This is a genomic window from Saccharopolyspora sp. NPDC050642, from assembly GCF_040654735.1.
Lineage (GTDB): Bacteria > Actinomycetota > Actinomycetes > Mycobacteriales > Pseudonocardiaceae > Saccharopolyspora > Saccharopolyspora elongata.
Genome location: NZ_JBFAIN010000011.1, coordinates 1 through 15,114 on the forward strand (window position 1 = coordinate 1; position 15,114 = coordinate 15,114).

13 protein-coding genes and 1 pseudogene are annotated in these 15,114 nt (G+C 69.0%); 8 read left to right on the forward strand and 6 right to left on the reverse strand.

Features of this window, described 5'->3' with window-relative positions:
* Positions 1-131, forward strand: a pseudogene (locus AB0H93_RS18790) (IS5/IS1182 family transposase); the annotation flags it as partial.
* Positions 132-851: 720 nt separating this feature from the next.
* Positions 852-1,718 (forward strand): MBL fold metallo-hydrolase, encoded by an 867-nt coding sequence (locus AB0H93_RS18795; protein WP_358574008.1) that lies wholly within the window; start codon positions 852-854, stop codon positions 1,716-1,718.
* Between the two features lie 107 nt (positions 1,719-1,825).
* Here the strand turns inward: AB0H93_RS18795 and AB0H93_RS18800 are convergent, their stop codons facing one another.
* A complete protein-coding gene (locus AB0H93_RS18800; protein WP_358574010.1) occupies positions 1,826-3,334 on the reverse strand; it encodes a CocE/NonD family hydrolase in 1,509 nt (502 codons plus the stop codon).
* Positions 3,335-3,468: 134 nt separating this feature from the next.
* On the opposite strand from AB0H93_RS18800, the gene AB0H93_RS18805 reads away from it, so the two are divergent.
* Positions 3,469-4,110, forward strand: coding sequence for a helix-turn-helix domain-containing protein (locus tag AB0H93_RS18805; protein ID WP_358574012.1), 642 nt, complete (start codon positions 3,469-3,471; stop codon positions 4,108-4,110).
* A gap of 147 nt (positions 4,111-4,257) precedes the next feature.
* On the opposite strand, the gene AB0H93_RS18810 is transcribed toward AB0H93_RS18805, so the two are convergent.
* Positions 4,258-4,920 (reverse strand): TetR/AcrR family transcriptional regulator, encoded by a 663-nt coding sequence (locus tag AB0H93_RS18810; RefSeq protein WP_358574015.1) that lies wholly within the window; start codon positions 4,918-4,920, stop codon positions 4,258-4,260.
* A 415-nt stretch (positions 4,921-5,335) separates the two neighbouring features.
* On the opposite strand from AB0H93_RS18810, the gene argG reads away from it, so the two are divergent.
* Positions 5,336-6,784, forward strand: a complete 1,449-nt coding sequence (argG, locus tag AB0H93_RS18815; RefSeq protein ID WP_132494926.1) for an argininosuccinate synthase — start codon at positions 5,336-5,338, stop codon at positions 6,782-6,784.
* A 63-nt stretch (positions 6,785-6,847) separates the two neighbouring features.
* Here the strand turns inward: argG and AB0H93_RS18820 are convergent, their stop codons facing one another.
* From AB0H93_RS18820 to AB0H93_RS18830, 3 genes are all read right to left on the reverse strand, one after another.
* Positions 6,848-8,254 carry a DUF4328 domain-containing protein gene (locus tag AB0H93_RS18820; protein WP_358574017.1) on the reverse strand — a complete coding sequence of 469 codons (1,407 nt, stop codon included), beginning with the start codon at positions 8,252-8,254 and terminating at the stop codon, positions 6,848-6,850.
* Between the two features lie 80 nt (positions 8,255-8,334).
* The gene (locus tag AB0H93_RS18825; RefSeq protein ID WP_358574019.1) at positions 8,335-9,870 is read right to left on the reverse strand and encodes a hypothetical protein; all 1,536 of its coding nucleotides are present in this window, start codon (positions 9,868-9,870) and stop codon (positions 8,335-8,337) included.
* Positions 9,871-10,119: 249 nt separating this feature from the next.
* The gene (locus AB0H93_RS18830) at positions 10,120-10,926 is read right to left on the reverse strand and encodes an ATP-binding cassette domain-containing protein (protein WP_358574022.1); all 807 of its coding nucleotides are present in this window, start codon (positions 10,924-10,926) and stop codon (positions 10,120-10,122) included.
* A gap of 302 nt (positions 10,927-11,228) precedes the next feature.
* Between AB0H93_RS18830 and AB0H93_RS18835 the strand changes: the two genes are divergently transcribed.
* Genes AB0H93_RS18835 through AB0H93_RS18850 form a run of 4 tightly spaced genes read left to right on the forward strand, consistent with a single transcriptional unit; the run spans position 11,229 to position 14,180 of the window.
* Positions 11,229-12,269 carry a s-methyl-5-thioribose-1-phosphate isomerase gene (locus tag AB0H93_RS18835; protein ID WP_358574024.1) on the forward strand — a complete coding sequence of 347 codons (1,041 nt, stop codon included), beginning with the start codon at positions 11,229-11,231 and terminating at the stop codon, positions 12,267-12,269.
* The gene (mtnC, locus tag AB0H93_RS18840) at positions 12,266-12,985 is read left to right on the forward strand and encodes an acireductone synthase (RefSeq protein WP_358574026.1); all 720 of its coding nucleotides are present in this window, start codon (positions 12,266-12,268) and stop codon (positions 12,983-12,985) included. Before AB0H93_RS18835 ends, mtnC begins: the two co-directional genes overlap by 4 nt.
* Positions 12,982-13,608, forward strand: coding sequence for a methylthioribulose 1-phosphate dehydratase (gene mtnB / locus AB0H93_RS18845; protein ID WP_358574029.1), 627 nt, complete (start codon positions 12,982-12,984; stop codon positions 13,606-13,608). Before mtnC ends, mtnB begins: the two co-directional genes overlap by 4 nt.
* On the forward strand, positions 13,605-14,180 hold the full coding sequence (locus tag AB0H93_RS18850; protein ID WP_358574031.1) for a cupin: 576 nt from the start codon (positions 13,605-13,607) through the stop codon (positions 14,178-14,180). Before mtnB ends, AB0H93_RS18850 begins: the two co-directional genes overlap by 4 nt.
* Before the next feature lie 216 nt (positions 14,181-14,396).
* Here the strand turns inward: AB0H93_RS18850 and AB0H93_RS18855 are convergent, their stop codons facing one another.
* A complete protein-coding gene (locus tag AB0H93_RS18855) occupies positions 14,397-15,056 on the reverse strand; it encodes a TetR/AcrR family transcriptional regulator (protein WP_358574033.1) in 660 nt (219 codons plus the stop codon).
* Between the last annotated feature and the right edge of the window lie 58 nt (positions 15,057-15,114).

The window sequence follows — 15,114 nt, forward strand, 5'->3', positions numbered from 1 at the left end:
CGATCGCATGGCTGCACGGTCCCCGCCGCCTCCGGATCCGGTGGGAAGTCAGCGACGACATGCATGACGGCTTCCTCCAACTCGCTCACTGCATGGTCCTCGCCGCCAAACTCCCCACATCAGCATTCTGAAAGAACCCCTTAGCGCACGATCTGACACGGATGTTCCTCAAGCCCCAAACATCGGGTGCGTCAGAGTCGTCTTGTGGTGAACAGGGTTGGTCCTGTGGACCGCGTCCACTTCCTTCCGCTTTCCGCCGTCGAGAACTCGCGCCAGCCGCCGGCCTGGCACAGCTCCCAGACATACCCGAAGCGGGTTTTCCCCGCTCGCCGTAGGACTTCACGCACGACGAGTCCGCGATGCCGAGCCGCTCGGCGAGGTAATCCACCACCTGCACCGGCACGTCCAGCGGGTCGTCGAGGAAGAAGAACCGCTCCAGCTCTGCCCGCAACCCCACTGCGGAGGAACCGCAGCGAAGCTTCAACAAAACGATCAAGGCCGCCAACGAGCAGGTCAGGGCGTCGAAGGCTTAGCGCCAGTTCCGTTCCGATGTTCCTCAAGCCCCGACCCGCAGAAAGCGAGCCGGTCGTGACGCTTTGGCCGTGGCCGGCGACTACGAACCCCAATTTGCATAACGGACGTTGCGTGAAATCTTGGGCCTCGGTACGGTGCCTCCATCGACCGGCGCACACGCCGGGATTCCTGACCAGCACGAATGACGTTGCGGTGCTCGGCGGCCGGATTCCGGGAGGCGTCAATCCCGGATCGTCCGCATTGGACCACCGATTCGAACCACATCAGCCGAGAGCACGCGGGAGGAACTCGAGTTGGTCGCCACGGGGTACACGGAAATGAAGTACGGGGAGGTCACCGTGCTCATCGGCGCGGAGCGGGGTGCCTATCCGTTCGGCAACTCGCTGGTGGTGCGCGGCAGCGACGCCGCGTTGGTCGTCGATCCGTCGTTGTCGTTGGTCGAAGCGGCACCACCCGCGGACGTGGTCCTCGTGAGCCATGCACATGAGGACCACGTTGCCGGTCTCGGGAGTTACGACGTGCCGGTCCACATCCACGAGGCGGACATCGACGGGCTGCGATCTCGCGAGGTGATGGTCGCCGGGTTCGGACTTCCTCCCGACGCCATCGACGATGCCGACCGGAAGCTGCGGGACAAGTTCCACGTGCGGGGTCGTCCGGACGCGCTGAAGTTCACCGACGGAGCCGTGTTCGACCTCGGTGGGCGCACCGTGACGGTGGTGCACCTTCCCGGCCACACAGCGGGTCACTGCGGTTTCCTTGTCGAGCCGGACGGATTCCTGTTCGTGGCGGATGTCGATCTGACGTCGTTCGGTCCTTACTACGGCGACGTCGGTAGCAGTCTCGTGGACTTCGAGGAGTCCATGCGCCGGTGCCGGGAGATCGATGCCCGCTGGTACGGCACGTCGCATCAGAAGGGCGTGATCGAGGGTGCCGACGAGTTCCACAAGCGACTCGATGCCTTTGCCGGTGTGGTGGAGAAGCGGGACGCGGTGCTACTGGGGCTTCTCGGTGAACCGCGGACCGTCGCGGAGATCGTCGAGCACCGGCTGGTCTACCGGCCGCATGTGGAAGGCGCGCACGTGAATCCGGTCGAGCGGAGGACGGCGATGCGGCATCTGGACCGTTTGATCGGCAAGGGACTTGTCGCGGAAGTCGAGCAAGGCCGGTTCCTCGCGACGTAGCGCCCGACTCCACCGGTCACCCACGGACGTTGACCAGTTCCGGCAGCAAGGTTTCACTATGGTCCGAGGTCGTGGCCGTTCGCCGTGGCACACCACGGTTTGCCGTATTAGTTGGGGATGACCGGCACGTACAGGTGTGAGGCGTGGTCACCGCCGAGGTGGATGGTGGCACCGTGTCCGCTCTTGCGGTCGTCCGGGTCGTTGTGGGCAAGGAGTCCCATGTGGTCGTCGTCGGCTTGGACGCGCAGTTGGAGGCGTTGCCCGGGTTCGAGTGTGATGGAGGTGGGCCAGATCTCCACTTCGAGCAGTGTTGGCACGCCAGGTTCGAGGGGCTGGATCTCGTCGTGGCCGTGCCACGGGCGGTGCGGAAGGGTGCGTTCGGGGTCGAGTTTGCGGTGAGAGGCGCGCAGCCAGCCGATGCCCATCGGCACCGGTGTGGCTGCCCCGCCTGGACCGATCGCGGGGATGCGCTGACCGTCGGCGTCGTACTGTTCGAGTTGGACGAAGACGTCCAGGTCGTCGGCGATGTGCGAGACCCACAGCCGCAGGGCGAGCGGGCCGGTGAGTTCCAGCCGTTCGGTGGCGGTGAAGTCGAAGGTGGCCGGGTACGGTGTCCGGTCCTCGGCCGGCTGGTGCCAGCTGAGTTCCTTCTGCCCCAGGTAGAGCCGGCGCCATTGAGTGCGGGGCAGCGGCCAGTCCTGTTCGTCGCGCCATTCGACGTCGTCGCCGCGGCGGATGGCGAGCCGGACAGGTGGGATGCCGTCCATCGCGGTCTGGTCACCACCGAGGAAGCGTCGAAGGAACCGCAACTGAAGGTCTTTGGCCCAGTCCGCGTAGTAGGGGGCGATGTGGGAGCCGACGTGGACGACGAGCCATTTGTGCTCGGAGGCGGCGTCGAGCCACCCTTCGATGTTGCCGCGTAGGTGCAGGTGGATCGAGCCCCAGTTCCCCGCCGACAGCACGGGCACCCGCACTTGGGCGAGGTCGACGGTTCGCTCGCGGTACCAGTCGTCGAGCAGCTCGTGCGATCTCAGGTCGTCGGGCATGCTGGCGTGGCCGTCGCCGTTGAGCTGTGGGATGATCTGCCGCTGCCACCAACTCTCGGTGGCGTTGGTGTAGATGCCGCCCTGACGGCCCCATTCCCGGTAGAAGTCGGTGCAGCCCTCCCAGGCGACGACCGCGGCCAGGTGCGGCGGCTGGAGTGCGGCGACGTGCCAGCCCATCATCGCGTACCAGGAGATGCCGCTGCTGGCGATCTTGCCGGTCGACCACGGCTGCACGCCGCACCATTCGATGACGTCGTAGAAGTCTTCGGCATCCTTGCGGCTGAAGACGTCGAGGCGACCGGCGGACTTGCCGGTGCCGCGCGCGTCGGCGCGGACGACGGCGTACCCGCGTTCGGTCCACCACTCCGGGTTCGGTGTCTCCCACACCATGTGGTCGCCCTGGTCGACCAGCTCGTACATGGGATAGCGCTCCGGCCAGTGCACGTCCTTGCCATAGGGGCTCATCGAAGCGATCACGGGCACCGGTTGCTCGCCGTCAGGCCGGAACACGTCGATGACGATCGGTGTGCCGTCTCTGGTCGGGACGGTCACGTCGCGGTCGATTCGCATGGGTATTCCCTTCATGTTGTGCGCCTCCGCTGGGCGACTGTGCCGCCCGCAAAATGCGAACGCAAATTATCATTCGCATCTGCCGGTCGGCCACCGCGGCCACCCACCCCTCGGCGGGCAGTAACGTCAGACCGGTGAGCCAGCAGCACGCCGACCCCGCCTACCGCCCTCCGCAGCAAGCCCGCAGCCGGATGTCCCTGCAGAAGGTGCTTGCTGCCGCCGGGCATGTGCTGGCCACCGGCGGCATCGAGGAGTTCACGGTCGCAGCGGTCGCCGAGCAGGCCGGCGTGTCCGTTGGCGCGATCTACCGGCGGTTCACTGGCAAGGAGCAACTGCTCCACGCGGTCAAGGACCAGCTGCTCGGCCAGCTGGAAACCGGTGTCGCGGAGGCACTCCGTTCAGCGGAGTCCGGACTGGACGGCGTTGTCGCCGCGTTCACCCACGCGCTGGCGCGCACGTTCTCCCGCCACGACCGGATCTTCCCCGACCTGCTCAGCGGCCAACGCGCGGAAGGGGTCGAGCGCGGCCTGCAGGCGCTCGCGGTCATCCAGGACGCCCTCGCCGAGGCTGCCGAGCCGTACGGGGACGACATCCGCAGGGCGGACCGCAGGCTGGCCCTGCGGGTGGCCGCACGCACCATCACCACTTCGTGCGTGCACCGGGCCGCCACCTGCCAGTCCTGGCCAGATGGGTTGACCTGGACCAGTTGGGCCGATGAGACCACCGAGATGGCCGTGGCTTATCTGACCTCCCCACAACGCACTGCACACCAGTGATCGCGTCCACATCGCCAGCACGACCCGAAAGCCGGTCAACCCCACATCACCCGTGAAGCGACACAGCCTTCACGTTCAACTGATCACGCCCCTGTTCGCGAGAGTCGCGTTATCGCGCCACCGCCGCCTGGGCGAGGAGTTCGCGGGTTACGAGCTGGGTGTGTCCGGGGCGGGGGTGATCAAGGTGAGGGCAGCGTCGGTGAGGGCTTGGAGCCGGCTCGGGGTGAACCTCTGGGGTTCGAAGGGGTACATCATCATCCAGCCGTCGCCCATGGCGGCGAGCTGATCGGCGAGCAGGTCCGCAGGGATGTCGTTGCGGATGGTGCCTCGCGCTTGGCCGGCCTCGAGGATCGTGGTGTACATGTCGCGGTAGCGGGCGTAGCGCTGCTCGATGACGGCGGAGAGGGCCGGTTCGTAGCGCGCGTGAGCGAGCAGTTGCGACATCACCGGCCAGAACTCGGGATCGCCGGTCGTCAGATCCAGCCACCGCTGGAAAAGCGCCTTGATGTCGGTCTGCTCCCGGACGGATTCCAGCATCGCGTCGTAGGTGTCGAACCGGCTTTCGGCCAACGCGGTGACCAGTTCCTCCTTGTTCGCGAGGTAATAGGTCACCGCCCCGGTCGTGCACCCCGCGCGCTGGGCCACCTTGCGCAGCGACGCGTTGGCGTAGCCCTCCTGCGCGATCACCGACGTCGCCGCCTTCAGCAGCTCCGCCCGCTTCGCGGCGTGGTCCCCGGTCGGGCGGCCACGCTGCACGACCGGCTCGGTTCCGCCATCGCCACCCGGCAGCCGGGCCTTCGTGTTCGGCACCCCGCCGATTCTGCCACATAATTTTCATAACGACTGTTGCGTTAATTATGTTCGGCGGCCCGAAGACCATGCTCGAAGCCGTCGGGCAAGCCCGGCCGACATCGTCCAACCGACTGCGTTCCACACCGATCTCCGAAGCGACATCCCGGCGTTCGCCCAGGTCAGGGCGAGCACATTCCCGACTGGTAGCCGCCGTGGACCGCGGTCGGAGGCGGCGCATCCGCGGGCTCCGCATGTCATCGACATGGGCTGCGCCCAGAGCGATCCGGGCGCAGCCCGACGACTTCCGATCGAAGGTGTCCCCTAGCCGGGGTTGCGGCGTTGACGTGGTTTCCTCGGGTTCCCGAGCTGCGGCGCGGGCTGTCACGCACCCCCAGTTTTGCATGATCATACGTCGCAATGCATACTCTCTTCCATGTCCAAGGTTCTCACCTCCCTGCCCACCGGCGAGCGCGTCGGCATCGCCTTCTCCGGGGGCCTCGACACCTCTGTCGCGGTCGCGTGGATGCGCGACAAGGGTGCCGTCCCGTGCACCTACACCGCCGACATCGGCCAGTACGACGAGCCCGACATCGCCTCGGTGCCCGGTCGTGCGCTGACCTACGGTGCCGAGCTCGCGCGCCTGGTCGACTGCCGCGCGGCGCTGGTCGAGGAGGGCTTGGCCGCGCTCACCTGCGGTGCGTTCCACATCCGCTCCGCCGGGCGCCCGTACTTCAACACCACGCCGCTGGGCCGGGCCGTCACGGGAACCCTGTTGGTCCGGGCGATGCTCGAGGACGACGTGCAGATCTGGGGCGACGGCTCGACCTACAAGGGCAACGACATCGAGCGGTTCTACCGGTACGGCCTGCTGGCCAACCCGCAGCTGCGCATCTACAAGCCGTGGCTGGACGCGGACTTCGTGTCCGAGCTCGGTGGCCGCAAGGAGATGTCGGAGTGGCTGCTGGCGCACGACCTGCCCTACCGGGACAGCGCCGAGAAGGCCTACTCGACCGACGCCAACATCTGGGGCGCGACCCACGAGGCCAAGACGCTGGAGCACCTCGACACCGGCATCGAGACCGTGGACCCGATCATGGGCGTGCGGTTCTGGGATCCGGAGGTCGAGGTCGCCACCGAGGACGTGACGATCGGCTTCGAGCAGGGCCGCCCGGTGACGATCAACGGCAAGAAGTTCGCCACCGCGGTCGACCTGGTGATCGAGGCGAACGCGATCGGCGGCCGGCACGGCCTGGGCATGTCGGACCAGATCGAGAACCGGGTGATCGAGGCCAAGAGCCGCGGCATCTACGAGGCGCCGGGAATGGCGTTGCTGCACGCCGCGTACGAGCGGCTGGTCAACGCGATCCACAACGAGGACACCCTGGCGTACTACCACAACGAGGGCCGGCGGCTGGGCCGGCTGATGTACGAGGGCCGGTGGCTGGACCCGCAGGCGCTGATGGTGCGGGAGTCGCTGCAGCGCTGGGTCGGCACGGCGATCACCGGCGAGGTGACGCTGCGGCTGCGGCGCGGTGAAGACTACTCGATCCTGGACACCACCGGTCCGGCGTTCAGCTACCACCCGGACAAGCTGTCGATGGAGCGCACCGAGGACTCGGCGTTCGGCCCGGTGGACCGGATCGGCCAGCTCACGATGCGCAACCTCGACATCGCGGACTCGCGCGCCAAGCTGGAGCAGTACGCGGGCATCGGCATGGTCGGCACCGGTCACCCGGCGCTCATCGGTGCCGCGCAGGCGGCGTCGACGGGGCTGATCGGGGCGATGCCGCAGGGCGGTGCCGAGGCGATCGCCTCCCGCGGCCGGGACTCCGAGGAGGGTCAGACCCTCGACCGGGCCGCGATGGAGTACGGCACGGACTGATCCGCGCTCTTGTGTGGGCCGGGTGGGGCGTCCCACCCGGCCCACAACGGCTTTTCGGGGTGTTCACCGCGTCGGGACGGACAGGTCGGCGTCGGGCACCAGGATCGACCGCGGGTAGCCGCTTCCTCCGCTGACGACCGCGCAGAACGCGGTGTGGTGGCCGCCTTCCCACGCGGTCTGGTCCGGCGCGAGGGCGCCCAGGGAGTCGTCAGGTGAGACCGCGCTCATGTCCACGTTCCGCTCAGCGATCGGGCCGCACCGCGCGTCGATTTGGTTCTGGAACGCATCCCATCCCGGCCACGGCCCGTCGCCAGCGGTGTAGGCGCCGATGGTCTGCGCATCGTGCGGCTGGGTGCACGACGCGAGCTCGACGGTGAGGAACCGGTCGGCCTCGCCCGGCCATGTGAAGCAGTCGCCGGGTTTCATCGTGCACATGGTGGCAGTGCCTGCGGGCGGGTTCTCGCAGTCGGCGAGCGTGGTCGCAGGTCCGGGGGCGTGCATCGCGTCCAGAACGGCGTAGGTCCAGATTCCGCTCCACGTCACGGAGAACAGCAGGCCGGACAGGGCCATCACCACGGCGATGGTCTTGCTTCCTGCCGGGCCGCCGGCGGTCGCTGTCCCGGGTGGGCTGGTCGGGCTCGGACCGCGGTTGACGCGCAGCAGCACCAGGACCGCGGTGATGATGCCCGGCACGATCAGCAGCGGCACCAGGCTGAACGCGCCCAGCAGCAGCGTGAGCAGCGCCATGCGTGCGGTACTGCGGTCGATCGCGCCTTGGCCGGAGTCCGTCTCGGTGGGTTGTTGCGGCGATGTGCGGCGGCTGGTCTGCCACGCGGTGATCTGCGTGATGATGACGACGATCAGCACGCCCGCCGCCATGTTGAGCATCGTGGACAGGGTGGACAGGTTCGCGGCTTCCTGCAGTCCCTGCTCGGTGATCTCCTCCAGGGACGATCGGAGGATGATCTGGCCGATGAGCGTGACGGCCACGAACAGCACCCACCAGGCGGTGATCAGGCCGCCGGGGACCTGCCGCCGGGGCGCGCTGGCCCGCCAGATGTCCGACACGACCTGGTGCGGGAACCACAGGTTGACCACCGGCCCGAACCAGCCGCCGATCACCCAGCCCCGGGACCGGCGGTGCGCGGCGCGACCACCCAGCAGTTCGGCGTTGATCCGCGCCCGCCACAGCCAGATCAGGAACACCACACCGGCCGCGATGTACACCAGCAGCGCCGGAATCGACACCAGTGCGGTGAAGACATCGGCCGCTTCGAGGTCCGCGGTCGTCGCGTTCCCGGCCAGGTAGTCGCGAACGACCAGGTGGGTGCGCCAGGCGGATACCGAGTCCAGCACGTCGCACACGAGCACCAAGGCGATCAGCACTTTGGCGGCGGTGGCGAAGCCGGTCACGGGCCGGTACCGCTGCTCGCCGACGTCCGTCGGTGTGCCCTGCACTGCGCCGTCCATGATTCCCCCAGGGATTCGTGGAACCGCCGGATTCCTTGGTGTCCCGGCATTTCCGGGTTTTCGGGATCTCTCGGCCAGCGCTAACCGGCGCCGCCGAGCTCCAGGGCTCTCACGAGCAGTACTAGGGCGGCGATCAGCATGAGGCCCTTGCCCAGCGCCGCCAGCATGCCGATGTTCACCCGCAGCACCATCGCCGGTTTGCGGTCGCCCACCGATGCCCGAGCGGCCTTCATCGCGCGGGCCGCACTCCGCGCGGGCACGCTCAACACCAGGAATCCCAGTGCCCGCTTGACCGCGCGGATCGTGCGATGAGCGAGCGTGTTCCGGGCGTCGGTGCCGGGCGTGGGTTCGACTGGGAACACGCGGGGATTCCACTCGGGGTCGAACGCGACGACCGCTGAGGTCCAGTGATCGCCCGCGGCCACTTCGTCCAGCCGGGTCGGTGTCGGCAGGTGCTCGTCCAGCCGTTCGGCCACGCCCGCCGGGTCGCTCGGCGTCAGCAGCAGCAGTTTGCGCGCGGGCTGGGTGGCGCGGGCCTGCTCGACCTCCCACCACAGCCCCTCCCCCGTGCCCAAGCGCAACACGATCAGTTGCGACAGGTCCATGAGCCGGAGGACTTCGGGTTGCCAGTCGTCGTGCGGCAGGTAGCACCGCGCCGCTCCCAGGCGAGGTAGTGGTTCCCCTGGCTTGCCCACTGCGATCACGGGGCCGAAGGCGGTCAGCGCGCTCACGAGCTGCTCCTCCCAGGAATGGATGTTGAGGGGAACCGCGTCGTCGACCTGCGCGGCGGTGTCGTCGTCGGCGAAGCTGCGCAGGTAGAGCACGGGTCGGCGGCCATCGGCCAGCAGGGCCTGGGTCGCGCCGCGCGCCGCGCGTGGCCGGGAGTAGCGCAGGGTCAGGAATCCGGCCCACAGGACGAACAGGCCGCCGAGCACGAAGAGTCCCTGGATTCCCAGCGTGAGCAGGCTGCCGAGCATGGAGTGCGCGGGCACGCCCAGCGTCGGCCGGTGGCCCCGTTCCAGGGTGGAGACCCCGATGGCTCCCGCCGCGAACAGCCCGTACCCGGCCGCGCTGATGGCGAGGAACACCGGCCGCCGCCACCACGGCTGGTGCGGGACGAACGGGCGGACCGCTTCGACGACCTCGCCTGCGGCGGCCCGGCGCCGGTGCCTGAGCCACAGCGACGGCACGGCGAGCGCTCCTGCGGCCACCGCCCACCACAGCGCCGCCGTGCCCGACGAACTGAGGTCCTGGTCGAGTTTTTCCTGATCCTGCAGGGTTTCCGCGGCCAGCTTTCCGGTCTGTTCGCGGGCGGCGGGGAATCTGCCGTGCTCGGCGTGGTCGGTGGCGGCGGCGATCGTCGAGCGGCTGGCGGTCAGCGGGGCGTTGCGCTCGAACCACGCGTTGCGTTCGAGGATTTCCGCGCGTGCGGCCTGGTCGCCGTCGGCGTAGCGGTCGAGCGCGGCGGCGAAGGCAGCGGCTTGGGCCGGGGCGTCGTGGAAGCGGTCGCGGGTGTGCAGGTCCAGGCCCGCGGTGATCGCCATGTGCAGGGCGACGTAGGTCGTGACGACCGCCAGCGCCGTGACCGGCCGGGCGGCCCGCAAGCCAAAGGACACCTCAGCTCACCTGCTCATCTAGCCGGAGTACCGCCGTCAGCGCAGATCGCATCCAGTGGTACCACGCCGGTTCGCGGGCAGTGGGCGTCTTTCCGGTTGCTGCCACGGAATGGACGAGCCGTTCGATGAAGTTCGGACGCCGCGGGGCCATCGAGCCCGCCGCCCCGCACGCGGCGACCGAGCTAAGCCGTGACCTGCTGCGAGTTGAGCTTGGTCGCCGGCTGCTGCTGAGTTACGCGGTGCTCGTGGTCATCGGTCGGCGCGGGCGTGCCAGCGGCCGTCGGTTCGGGTGATGCGGACCGGGTGGTCGAAGCACTTGCTGACCTCGTCGGTGGTCAGCACCTCGTCCACTCCCCCGGCGGCCAGGCAGCGGCCTTCGCGCAGCAGCATGGCGTGGGTGGTGCTGGCGGGGAGCTCTTCGAGGTGGTGGGTCACCAGCACGGTGGCCAGTTCGGGGTGTTCGGCGCGCAGTTCGTCGAGGCTGGTGAGCAGCTGTTCGCGGGCGGCGAGGTCCAGGCCGGTGGCGGGTTCGTCGAGCAGCAGCAGCCTCGGGAGGGGCATGAGGGCGCGGGCGATGAGGGTGCGGCCGCGTTCGCCCTGGGAAAGGGTGTTCCAGCGGGCGTCGGTCTTGCCGCCCATGCCGAGCATGCCGATCAGGCGGTCGGCCTGCCGGGACTGTTCGTCGGTGGGCTGCCAGCGCGGGACCGGTTCGGTGGTGTTGGTGGCGCCGGTGAGCACGACGTCGCGGACCCGCAGCGGGCTCTGCAGGGGGTGGCGGGGGTTGATGTGGCCGACGTAGGAGCGCAGTTGCCGCATGTCGACCCGGCCGAGCCGGTGCCCGAGGACCTCGACCGTTCCGCGGGTGGGGTGGCTCACGGCGCCGAGGAGGTTCAGCAGGGTGCTCTTGCCGGCACCGTTGGCGCCCAGCAGCGCCCAGTGCTGGCCTCGGTGGACCTCCAGCGAGATCGACTGCAGCAGGTAGTTCCCGTCGCGGACGACGTCGATGTCGGCGACCCGCAGGACGGGGCCGGTCTCGGTGGGCCGGGAGTCGATCACCGGTTGGCCTCCAGGATCTCGCGCCCGGGCGCGGCCGGGTGCTCGTGTGACGTGGCACGGGGGTCGGACGCGGGGCTCGACTCGGCCTCGGCGCGGCCCTCGGGAGACGTCCCGGAGTGGGCGGTGGCGCGGGCCCGGTGTCGCGCGCGGTCCCGGTGTCGCCGGGCCGCTGACCGTCCGATCATGGTCGGTACCGGAACCCTACCGGTTCCGCGATGTGGATCGTGTTGCCGGTGCGCCGCCCGGGATCGATACCCTGGTGAAGACCTGTTCACCTGCTATTGCGCCTAGTTGAGGATTCGATGCCGCCACCTGCCGCACACCCGGGATCGCCGACGCTGGCCGACAGCGTGCGGCTGGCCGAGGACGGGGTGCACATCCTGGATCGCCGGGTGTTCCCGTTCGAGCACCGGTGGGTGCACGCCCGCACCGTCGAGGAGGTCGCCGCGGCGATCGAGGACATGGTGACGCAGTCGTCCGGGCCGTACTTCGCGGTGCTGTGGGGCATGGTGCTGGCCGCTCAGGAGACGGCCGGGCAAGATCCGGAGACGGCGCGCGAGCGGCTACGGGCCGCCGGCGACCGGTTGATCGCCACCCGCCCGACCAACGACCAGCCGCGCAAGGCCGTGGAGTGGGTCATGGCGTCGGTGGACACCGGCGGCGATGACGTGGCCGCCGCGGCGCTGGCCGGCGCGCGGGCCGGGGACGAGGACTACCGGCGGCGCAGCCGCGAGATGGGGCGCGCCGGTGCGGCTCTGCTGCCGGAGGGTGGCCGGGTCCTGACGCACTGCTGGGGCGATCTGTACCTGGTGGGGCTGGTCGAGGCGGCGCTGGAGACGGGCAAGCGGCCGTCGTTCGTGTGCACCGAGACCCGCCCGTACCTGCAGGGCGCGCGGTTGACCGCGGAGACGCTGGCGGAGATGGGCGTGGACACCACGCTGGTCACCGACGGCATGCCGGCGTCGCTGATGCGGGCGGGCGAGATCGACGCGTTGGTGACCGCGAGCGACCGGGTCACCATGGACGGGCACGTGATCAACAAGGTGGGGACGTTGCAGCTGGCGGTGGCCGCGAACGCCTTCGGGGTGCCCTTCCACGCGTTGTGCCACGCCCCGGATCCGGCCTCGGCCACCGGCGCGGATGTGCCGATCGAGTTCCGCGACGGCGACGAGGTGCTGCACACCCTGGGGCGGCGCAGCGCCAGCGAGCGGGTGCGGGGACTGTACCCGGCCTTCGACATCACCGATCCGCGGTTCGTGACCACGGTGGTGACCGACCGGGGCGCGTTCGCGCCGGACCGGGTGCACGAGTACTGGAACGAGGAACGGGGGACGGCACGGTGAGCGTGCGGGTCGCGGCCAGGTGGGTCGTGCTGGACATCGAGGGAACGCTGACCGCCACCAGCCAGGTGCACGTGGTGCTCTACGACTACGCGCGGCCGCGGCTGGGGCCGTGGATCGACGCGCACGGCGACGATCCGGTGGTCGCCGAGGCGGTGGCGCAGGTCAAGGCCGACGCCAGGTTGGGTGAGCAGGCCGGCACCGCCGAGGTGGTGGCCGTGCTGCACGGCTGGATGGACGCCGACCGCAAGGCCAGCCCGTTGAAGACGTTGCAGGGGCTGATCTGGGCCGACGGGTACGCCCGCGGGGAGCTGACCACCGACTACTTCGCGGACGTGGTGCCGGCGTTGCGGTCGTGGCTGGACCGGGGCCTGCGGCTGGCGGTGTTCTCCTCGGGTTCGGTGGCCGGGCAGGTCGCGTCGTTCTCCAACACGACCTCCGGTGACCTGCGGGGGCTGTTCTCGCACCACTTCGACACGGTCAACGCCGGGCCGAAGCGGGAGCGCGCCTCCTACGACGCGATCGCCGCCGGGCTGGGTTCGGCCTCGGGCGAGATCGTGTTCTTCTCGGATGTACCGGCGGAGCTGGATGCCGCCGCGGCCGCGGGCTGGCGGACCGTGGGGGTGGCCCGGGCCGGGGAACCGTTCGCGGACGCCGATTTCGGGTCGCATCCGGTGGTGTCCACTTTCGACGATGTTGAGCTTGAGGTGATCGTGTGAGCGTCGGTCTGGAGCAGGCCGGGGCGGCGTTGGCCGCGGAGTCGGCGCGGATGGCGGGGCTGGGCTGGATGCGCGGCACGTCCGGCAACCTGTCGGTGACGTTGCAGCGGGAGCCGCTGCGGCTGGCGGTGACGGCCAGCGGCCTGGACAAGGGCGAGCTGACCGGCGAGGACGTGGTGGTCGTGGACTCCGCCGGGGCGGCGGTGCCCGATCAGCCCAATCCCGCGCAGCGGCCGTCGGCGGAGGCGGGGTTGCACGCGCGGATCGCGGCGGTGGCCGGGGCGGGTGCGGTGGTGCACGTGCACATGCTCTCGTCCGTGGTGGCCGGGCAGCGCTGGCCCGGTGGCGTGGTGCTGCGGGATCTGGAGATGCTCAAGGGTCTCGGGCGCCGCGACGACGATGTGATGACGGTGCCGGTGGTGCCCAACAGCCAGGACATGGGCGTGCTGGGCGATGCGTTCGAGGCGGGTTTCGACGCCGCGACGCCGGCGGTGATCGTGGCCCGGCACGGCTTGTACGTGTGGGGCCGGGATCTGGTGCAGGCCCGGCACCGCACGGAATGCTTGGACTGGCTGTTCCAGTTCACCTTGGCCACGAACGGAATCCAGGAGGGTGTGGCATGACGTTGCTGACTGTGTGGCCGGACACCGATCCCGGCGCGGTGGAGCTGCGCACCGAGGACGGCGAGCGGATCGCGGACGTCCTCAAGCAGTTCGGGGTGCGCTTCGAGCGCTGGGAGCTCAAGGAGCTGGCGGCGGACGCGTCCGCCGACGACGTGCTGGCCGCGTATCGCGCCGAGGTCGACCGGGTCATCGACGCCGAGGGCTACATCAAGGTGGACGCGGCGGTGATGACGCCGCGCGACGATGATCCGGAGTGGGCGCAGCAGGCGAAGGCGGCGCGGGAGAAGTTCCTGTCGGAGCACACCCACGACGATGACGAGGACCGGTTCTTCGCCCGCGGTGCCGGGGTCTTCTACCTGCACATCGACGGGAAGGTGTACGCGGTGCTGTGCGAGGCGGGCGACCTGCTGAGCGTGCCGGCGAACACCACGCACTGGTTCGACATGGGGACGCGCCCGGATTTCGTGGCGATCCGGTTCTTCCACGACGAGGACGGCTGGGTGGGCGATTTCTGCGCCACGGACACCGCGGAGCGGTTCCCGTCGTTCGACGAGTTGATGGCCTCGCGGTGAGGCCGGCGCCGGGTGCGGATTCTCCTTCCGCACCCGGCTTCTCCTTCTGCGGATCCGGTTCGCCTGCGCATCGCGGTGACGAGCGCACGGCGTTGCTGGTTTTCCTGCAGCGGCAGCGCGATCTGGTGGTGTGGAAGGTTCCGGGTCCTCGGATGCGGTGCAGGGCACCGCGATGCCCGAGATCGCGCAGAAACTCGTGATGGCTCAGGTCATTTATCACGAAATTTCTGCCGGGGTGGCGGTCGTCGTGGAGCTGCGATTTCCTGTGAGGAAAAGTGTGACGACGCGTTCTATGTAATCGGAGCGGTCGCCACGCGACTGCGGTTGCTCAATTCCTAAGAGCAGTCGTTCCCGCGGATCGAACAAGATCATGCCGCTGAATATGCGTGCTGCCTCGTGCGGGTCGGGGCACTGCAGGAGCCCACGCGCGGCGGCGTCGCTGAGGATAGCGGCAACGGCGTCGTCGAAGTGTCTGATCCCCTCGTCGTAGACGAGCCGTCCTAGCTGGGGAAATCGACCTGATTCAGCGAAGGTCAGGCGTTGCATTTTTAGCCCTTCATCGCTGGTGAGAACGTCGAAGAGCAGTGTGCCGGCGTGCGTGAGCGCCTCTTTTAGATCGCGGCCGGTGAGGGGTGCGGCGGCTGCGTGGCGCAAGGGCTCGACTATGCGCTGCCGGAAAGAGTTGACCAGCTCGAGGAACAGGGCTTCCTTGTTTTCGAAGTGCCGGTACAGCGTTTCCAGGGAACAGCCGGCTTGCTCGGCGATGGCTCGGATCGACGTGCCTGCGTAGCCGCGATCGAGGAGAACGGTCAAGGCTGCGGCCGCGATCTGTTCTCTGCGGATGGGACCTCGACGTGGCCGTTCCCGGAGTGTCATCATCTCAGCCTACCGATCAGGTGAGGTGTCGACGCAGACGCGCGTCGGGAGCCGGAGT